Origin of the sequence: Bacteriovorax sp. DB6_IX (assembly GCF_000447775.1) — a bacterium.
GTDB lineage: Bacteria > Bdellovibrionota > Bacteriovoracia > Bacteriovoracales > Bacteriovoracaceae > Halobacteriovorax_A.
Genome location: NZ_AUNJ01000328.1, coordinates 1 through 2964 on the forward strand (window position 1 = coordinate 1; position 2964 = coordinate 2964).

Genomic DNA, 2964 nt, shown 5'->3' on the forward strand with positions numbered 1-2964 from the left:
AACCGACATCCGATTTGTGCGTTATGTTACCCAAAACATCATAATCCAGTGTCACTACGCCATAATTTTCGTTGTAGCTTGATGGTTCGGGATCAATTGGTACATCTAAAATGCTAGATTTCGAATAGTCAACCGTTGGAAAGCCATCATTTGAATAACCTACTAGCACAGGATTATCCACTGAAATTAGCTTATTGAAATATGGTTCATATTTTGTAGCACCAACAAATGGTTCAAGAATGTTAGGTTCAGCGTAAAAATTAGGCCTTTTATTACTAATAAAACCACAGTCTTTATATTTGCAAGGATCCTCTAACTTGAACAGGTAATTTTCCTGCCAACTTTTTTTTACAAAAGAAATTTTATTTGAACTTATCGAAGTAATTCTATTAAGATTATCATAGGTTATTTTATCAGATGAAACCAAGTCATAACGCTTGTATGAGGCAAGATCAGTTTTAAAGTCATATGCCACCCTATTGACTTGATCTCTTTTTCTTTCCTCACGATATACAAGGTTACCGATTGAGTCAAAATCATAATTAGTTTCTAATAAACTATCTTGATATAGGCTATTTCTCTTTGTAATTATATTTTTAATATAACCAGTGACATCATCATACTTCTTAGTCACTATCAATTCATTACCGTAGTATTGCTCCTCATGATTTCCAAATGCATCTATCTCTCTAATAGCCCAAATTTTGGAACCAATCTCTTTGACACCTCTATCAGATAAGTACACCTCTTTCAAAAAGTTGTCTTGGCTATAATTATAAGTGGTGACAATTTCATTTCCATACTCTAATTTTGATAATCTACCTCTCAGGTCATATATGTACTTTTGACTATAGCTATTACTTTGAACACCAAATGATTTTTCCATTACTAAACCATTAGGGTAATACTTATATCCTTCGAAGTAACCTGGTTGATATGCTTTCTCCAGTTGCCCTTTAGCGTTATATATCCAATGGCGTCCAGAAGGAGCATCGGGATCAACTTTTTTAATAAGTCGCCCAATTTCGTCATAAAAATCTGTAACGATTATTTTATTATTAGTAACCGTCTTGTAAACGAGATCTAATCCATTACTATAATATTCAATTTCACCTAAATCAGGGTCGATAAGCTTCGTCCTTTGACCAAGTTCGTTGTATTCTACAATTATTTCATTTTTCTTAGGATCACTCGTCTTAGTCAAATTACCCCAACCATCATAGTAATAGTTAACGCTGTTATTTGCATCATCTTTAACCTCGATTTTTTGCCCTATAGCATTAACTATTGTTGAAGTAGTTTGCCTCTCTGAGTTAGTCATTTCTGTAGTAAAACCATAGTAACGATAAGAAGATACATTACCATTTGGTTTTACTATTTCTGTTATCCGGCCAAGACTATCATATGTATAATTAATAAAATCGGCACCACTAGTGAGTTTGCTAGGTATAGTTGAGCCAATTACTTCCCCTTTATTATTATACTTCTTAAATACATAAGAATAACCTTTGTATATTCCTTTTATTGTCCCTACTTCTCGATGCTTACTGTCAAATCGGTATTCAAGAAGAGGACTAACATTTGAAGATACCGACTTTAGATAGATGGAGTTGTAGTCATCTGACGATTTTGCGTATTTAACTCTCGACCACGCCCCTGATGGCAAATCAATACCAATCTCTCTCCCCCAATCATCAAGATGATAAGTGGTAGTATTTCCATCAATTTCTGTTAACCGAGTAACTTGACCCCATATAGGATCAAATTGTGTCAATGTTTTCTGACCCAAAGCATTGATAGACTGTGTTACATATCCATACTTATCATATATAAACTTAGTCGTTTTTTGGTTAACTTGAACTGAACTCTTATTTAATATATTTTTACTTAGATATCCTGACCAATGCTCCGTGACATTTCTAGGTAATCCGCGATCAAAGTTTGATAGTACAGTTGAGCGCTCTAAATCAGTGCCTTTTTGCTCATATTTACGTATTAGATTGCCTTTTGAATCATATTCATAATCATAAGTTCTTTCAAAAAAGGAGTTGTTATTTGAGTACAATTCGCTTCCAGAAAAAGATGTCACTTTATTTTCTAACAAACCAACTAACCAATTATTTGTGTTTGGTTGCTTATATTTATATTTTGTTGACTTGGAAAACCATTGCCCATTTATATGGTCTTGAGTACTAATTATTTCTGAAAGGGTATTTCCATACCACTTATCATAAGCTCTCTCGGATGTAACCGTTTTTAGTAAAGAACCATGTAAATCCCAACTTTTTTCAACTTGTTTAACTAATTGTTGTTTATATCTTTGTCTTGGCTCAAAAGGGGACTTATATGCCGGACTTGGTGAGACATATCGACCTTGAGCTTGATTACCTATTGCTTTTTCTGTGTTCCAATAATTAGCCAACGAGTGTATGAGATTAGAAGAATCTTCTTTACATGATTCAAACGCAAACTGTGCCTCGCTATTAAACTGGCACGTAAATTTTTCCTTAATTGCTGTATACAACAGTGTATTCTCCACTTCTTGATTATAAGTAGTGGAAATTACTCTATTCTTTGTTTTATCGAATAAGTGAACCTTTTGAAAACCTAAGTTTCCTGCCCCCATCAGATGCGTCCTCTTACCTTCGTATTTGTAGAGGATCTCGTTTTTTCCACCAACACCATTGCTACTGGAGATAGATTTAACAACAGTACCAGTGACAATGTCTTTTTGAGGATAAGTGGTGTGTTGACCTACTGTGTAAACATCTGGATCGGTTAGGTTTCCATATTCAAATGAATCTTGGTTTCCTAAACTCGACGTGATGGATACAACTTTATATGATGAGAAATCACTTACAGCTGTATATATGCCGTCTTCTTTAGCTCCAATTATGTCACTTTTATTATCTGCGTTGATGTCTATTGATAAACGTAAATCTCTTCCAGGAACCCAGCTGCCAG

At 34.3% G+C, this 2964-nt stretch carries 1 protein-coding gene; it reads right to left on the reverse strand.

Annotated features, from left to right (window positions below; genetic code table 11):
- Window positions 1-2964 (reverse strand): RHS repeat protein (locus M901_RS09970; protein ID WP_021278077.1); only part of this gene is annotated, 2964 nt, incomplete at both ends.